Here is a 4,476-nt window from a genome sequence, read left to right on the forward strand (position 1 = left end):
TGGGGCAGCCGCAGGCATTGGCGGTCGCGTTAAGTTTTTGCCGCTTGTTTGGACAGGATGTCCTCAAAACAAGCTTTCGCAAAAATAGCGACTCCCCGCCTTCCCGAACAATCAATACTAAACCGTTCCACCTGTTCACCCAACCTTAATGCCGTCAATTGCCCTCCCCAAAGACAACCGGTATCAATCGCGTAGCAGTTATCGCCCTCGTGATACCCTAAGCTAGACCAATGTCCGAATACGATTTTCATACCAAATTTTTTTCGGTTAGGCAGTGCAAACCAAGGCATCAGGTTTTCTGGCTGAGAACCGGGCGTACCGTTAAAGTTGAAATCCAGCCGCCCATATTTATCGCAATAACGCATGCGGGTAAAACAATTGATAATAAAACGTAACCGGGGCTTGCCGCGCAGCATGGGCGACCAAATGTCGGGTTTATTGCCATACATACCTTTGAGCAGGCTCCGGTAGTCGTTACCTTGCAAGGCTTTTTGTACCATTTCAGCCATTTTTTTGGTTTGGTTAAAATCCCATTGCGGCGGTATGCCAGCGTGAACCATGCAAAAATGCTCATCGTGGTGGAATAAGGGTCGATGTCTTAACCAGTCTATCAGTTCGTCCCGATCTGTTGCGGCTAGCACCTCTTTGAGCGCCACTTTGGTATTCGTTGATGGCACTGAGCAGGCGGCGGCAAGCAGGTGCATGTCGTGGTTACCCAAAACGGCAACTGCTGAACTGCCTAAGGATTTAATAAACCGTAAGGTTTGCAGCGATTTTGGGCCTCGGTTAACCAAATCACCCACAAACCAAAGCTGGTCATTGTGTTCATTGAAGGCGATGGTATCGAGTAGCCTGATTAGCTCATCGTAACAGCCTTGTACATCGCCTATTGCATAGATCGCCATCTAGTTAGTGTAATGTCCTTGGGATAGACAACGTAAACTTAGGTATAGGCGCATTAAAATTAACACCTTCATCGGAAATCATGGTGTACTGACCCTGCATGGTGCCGACGGGTGTTTCCAGCATCGCGCCGCTGGTGTAACGGAACGATTCTCCGGGTTTGAGATGGGGTTGTTCACCGATTACGCCTTCGCCCCTGACTTCCTGAACTTTGCCGTTGGAATCAGTAATCAGCCAGTGCCGGTTCAATAACTTTGCCGATACCATGCCGACATTAGTGATGGTTATGGTATAAGCAAACACATATCGACCGTCATTGGGCGACGATTGCGCCTCTATAAAATGCGGGTTTGCTTCAACTAAAATTTTGTTTTTTTCGGTCATTATCGGATGATACTGCTTATTTGTGGTTTGTTATAATTAACGGGAACCTCTGAATATGCCCTTCGACAAGCTAAGGACGAACGGTAACGGTTAATTCCGTTCGTGGTGAGCCTTTTGAACCATGGGCGGAATTAGCTTTTTCAGAGTTACCTGAATATAAGTTAGCATTTTATATCAAAAATCGACCGAAAAATAATTCACTAACCTAAAGCCAGTAACAGGATTAAGACATTGCACATTCATATTCTAGGTATTTGCGGCACTTTCATGGGCGGCCTTGCGCTGATTGCACGGGAACTCGGTTATCAGGTTTCGGGTTCAGACCAAAATGTTTATCCCCCCATGAGCACTCAACTGGAGGAGCAGGGCATCCAGTTGATGTCTGGGTATAAAGCTGAAAATTTAGTGGATAAGCCTGATTTAGTCATCATCGGCAATGCCTTGTCACGGGGCAATGCGGAAGTGGAAGCCGTGCTTAACCAAGGCATTCGTTACATTTCCGGGCCACAATGGCTGTCCGAACATGTGTTACAAGACAAATGGGTGCTGGGTGTTGCAGGAACGCACGGCAAAACCACTACCACCAGCATGTTAAGTTGGATATTGGAGCATCAAGGCTTTAAGCCCGGTTTTCTTATTGGCGGTATTCCGATGAATTTCGGTATTTCTGCACGACTCGGCGAAGCGGATTTTTTTGTGATAGAAGCGGACGAATACGACTCGGCCTTTTTCGATAAACGCTCAAAGTTTGTCCATTACCGTCCGCGCACCGCCATCTTGAATAATCTGGAATACGACCACGCCGACATTTTCCCTGACCTGGATGCCATTAAAAAGCAGTTTCACCATCTGGTCAGGACAGTTCCCGGCGAGGGTTTAATAATCACCCCGGCCTGTGAAAAAAATATCGACGATGTATTGGCGATGGGTTGCTGGACACCCGTGTCACGCACCTCAATTAATGGCAATTCGCAATGGAATGCCGAACTCGTAAAGGCCGATGGTAGCCAATTTAAGGTTTGGTTTGACGGCGTTGACCAAGGCTGTGTCGATTGGGCATTAACCGGCGACCATAATGTTTACAATGCGATGTCTGCCATTGTTGCCGCTAAACATGTTGGAATATTGCCGAGTGCTGCGATTGAGGCGCTAGCGGCGTTTAAAAACGTCAAACGCCGCATGGAAGTGATCGCCCAAATCAACGGCGTGACCTTATACGACGACTTCGCCCACCATCCCACCGCTATAGAAACCACGTTGGACGGCTTACGCAAGCAAGTTGGCTCTGAGCGCATCATTGCCATCGTCGAACCGCGCTCCAACACCATGAAACTGGGCGTACATACCGAATCCCTGGCACTGTCCTTACATGATGCCGACAAGGCCATTTTGTTCCAACCAGAAAACTTGGGCTGGGATTTAAGCGGCCTACTTAAATATGCCGGAAATATCGAAATCTGCCGGACGCTGGATGAAATCATCGACAGACTCAAACTGGAAGCGCGTTATGGCGGACATTTCGTATTGATGAGCAATGGCAGTTTTGGGGGGATTTATCAGCGGTTGCAGGGAGCATTAAATAATTATTAAACCGTATCTAAATCACTCAACTTATTCATGAATTATTACTTTGAACATGCCGGCGCACTTGCACCCCTGGCAGTTGCAGCGATCACTTTTTTTGGGTCTTTTCTAAATTCGTTTTTAACTAGGAATGGCGATAGAACTAAAATCAGGTCAGCGAGTTTAGTATTTATAGATAAAGTAATTAATGAAAGAGACTGGAAAAAACGAGAAAACAGAATAGTAATTGAAGAAGCTTTTGAACAACTTTATTCCAAACCCTTTTCATTCGAAGAGATAAAAATTTTAGTTTATTCAGAAAGTCCTAATGCAGCTTTTAGAACATATTTGAAATATCGCCCTAGGCTTGAAATAAACGATAAAAGAACAAAATTCAAATTTCAAAGCGGCAAAAAACCATACTATTTAATTTTTAAGCAAAAAATCAAGCTTCCCTTATGCTTTATCAAAGGATGTTTTTTATATATTTTATTCGCACTGCCTGCATCTTATGGGATGTCATGGCTTTCAAAACAAGGCATTAAAGTATTAACCATAGAAAATATGGTTATATTATCAGTATTGGACGTATTGCTTTGGATTTCCGCCATTATATTTCTAATTGAAGGAATAAAATACCATAGCAGTGTAAATGAATTATTGCGAGATTTAGCAGATAAATTCGAGAACAATTAATTTTAAAAATAGATAAAGAAGTACTTAATCAAAAATAATCGGCTTTCCTCTTGCTAATCGTTTAACTTACAGGAAATTCGATAAATCCATTGTTTTTCTGTAAATGCTTGTGATTCGGTAGCCATCCCAAACATAACAAAAATGCGGCCCTTGCTTAACCGGCGACAACACGCAAGGCCGGAAGATGGCGACGCATTCGCCGCCGAACATCCGTACACTATCGTAGACAATGCCGTTGGCACCCGTTTCCCTTAGCTGTTTTGCCAAGGTTTGGGCGGCGGCATAACGGTTCGGGTCGGGGTGGTAAATGTCTGGCATGGAAGGTTGGCAGTTGCGGATGTCGTGCAAATCTGCCGACAAGTCGGAAGCATAGCTCCGCATGTCTATTTCGGTCGGCGGTTGCTGGGTTGCTGTCAAAAACAAGGCGCGGTGATATTGCGTTTCAGCAATAGCGGTATCGATAGTGTTCCCCGCATAATAAACCCCGTAGCTGCCATCCGTGAAGCGGCTGCCTTCGGGATTGAGGTGAGTGAAAGCCGCCATTATCGGCGTGGTGCCTGCTCCTGAAACCCGGTCTTCGGGCTTAACCAAATTGATATCGCCCGCTTCATCAAGCAAGCGGTCATTGGTTAAGCCTTCAATGGCATAAACGATTTCCAGGTCGTCGGGTTCGGCAACGCGATCGAACAAGCCGACAGGTGGAAATCGGCTGGATACCAAACGCCAGCAGGGTTGCCAATCGACATGGCTTATCGGCAAGTCGTCAATCACGACCAGCCGCGCTGTCCGTCCAAATATTGCCGTACCACATACAAATCGGCCACGCGCCCGGTTAACATCCGTTCCAAGGCAGATTTGCCCTGAAAAGGCAGCGCCGAGTTAGGTCGCTTTATCCACCCATCGGCAGAATCGGCATTGGGCAACAATATC

At 46.0% G+C, this 4,476-nt stretch carries 6 protein-coding genes; 2 read left to right on the plus strand and 4 right to left on the minus strand.

The window, feature by feature from the left end; translation table 11 throughout:
* Positions 1-29: 29 nt before the first annotated feature.
* Both ABL924_RS17945 and apaG read right to left on the minus strand, forming a co-directional pair.
* Positions 30-905, minus strand: a complete 876-nt coding sequence (locus ABL924_RS17945; protein ID WP_349028466.1) for a symmetrical bis(5'-nucleosyl)-tetraphosphatase — start codon at positions 903-905, stop codon at positions 30-32.
* A 4-nt stretch (positions 906-909) separates the two neighbouring features.
* Complete coding sequence (gene apaG / locus ABL924_RS17950) at positions 910-1,287, minus strand: Co2+/Mg2+ efflux protein ApaG (RefSeq protein ID WP_349028467.1); 378 nt, start codon at positions 1,285-1,287, stop codon at positions 910-912.
* Positions 1,288-1,518: 231 nt separating this feature from the next.
* Here apaG and mpl point away from each other — a divergent pair, with 231 nt between their 5' ends.
* Together mpl and ABL924_RS17960 are read left to right on the plus strand one after the other, a co-directional pair.
* Positions 1,519-2,877 carry a UDP-N-acetylmuramate:L-alanyl-gamma-D-glutamyl-meso-diaminopimelate ligase gene (mpl, locus tag ABL924_RS17955; RefSeq protein ID WP_349028468.1) on the plus strand — a complete coding sequence of 453 codons (1,359 nt, stop codon included), beginning with the start codon at positions 1,519-1,521 and terminating at the stop codon, positions 2,875-2,877.
* 27 nt (positions 2,878-2,904) lie between these two features.
* Complete coding sequence (locus ABL924_RS17960) at positions 2,905-3,546, plus strand: hypothetical protein (protein ID WP_349028469.1); 642 nt, start codon at positions 2,905-2,907, stop codon at positions 3,544-3,546.
* A 66-nt stretch (positions 3,547-3,612) separates the two neighbouring features.
* Here ABL924_RS17960 and ABL924_RS17965 read toward each other — a convergent pair whose 3' ends face one another.
* Positions 3,613-4,317 (minus strand): RES family NAD+ phosphorylase, encoded by a 705-nt coding sequence (locus tag ABL924_RS17965; RefSeq protein WP_349028470.1) that lies wholly within the window; start codon positions 4,315-4,317, stop codon positions 3,613-3,615.
* Entirely contained in the window at positions 4,314-4,472 is a 159-nt protein-coding gene (locus tag ABL924_RS17970) for an antitoxin Xre/MbcA/ParS toxin-binding domain-containing protein (RefSeq protein WP_349028471.1), read from the minus strand. The genes ABL924_RS17965 and ABL924_RS17970 overlap by 4 nt, the downstream gene beginning before the upstream one ends.
* Positions 4,473-4,476: the final 4 nt, after the last annotated feature.

The sequence above is a fragment of the Methyloglobulus sp. genome (genome assembly GCF_040079455.1).
Taxonomy (GTDB): Bacteria; Pseudomonadota; Gammaproteobacteria; order Methylococcales; family Methylomonadaceae; genus Methyloglobulus.

Bases quoted from the DNA above. Each gene is read 5' to 3' on its own strand.
- ABL924_RS17945 (WP_349028466.1), bottom strand. From the start codon at position 905: ATGGCGATCTATGCAATAGGCGATGTACAAGGCTGTTACGATGAGCTA.
- apaG (WP_349028467.1), bottom strand. From the start codon at position 1,287: ATGACCGAAAAAAACAAAATTTTAGTTGAAGCAAACCCGCATTTTATA.
- ABL924_RS17960 (WP_349028469.1), top strand. From the start codon at position 2,905: ATGAATTATTACTTTGAACATGCCGGCGCACTTGCACCCCTGGCAGTT.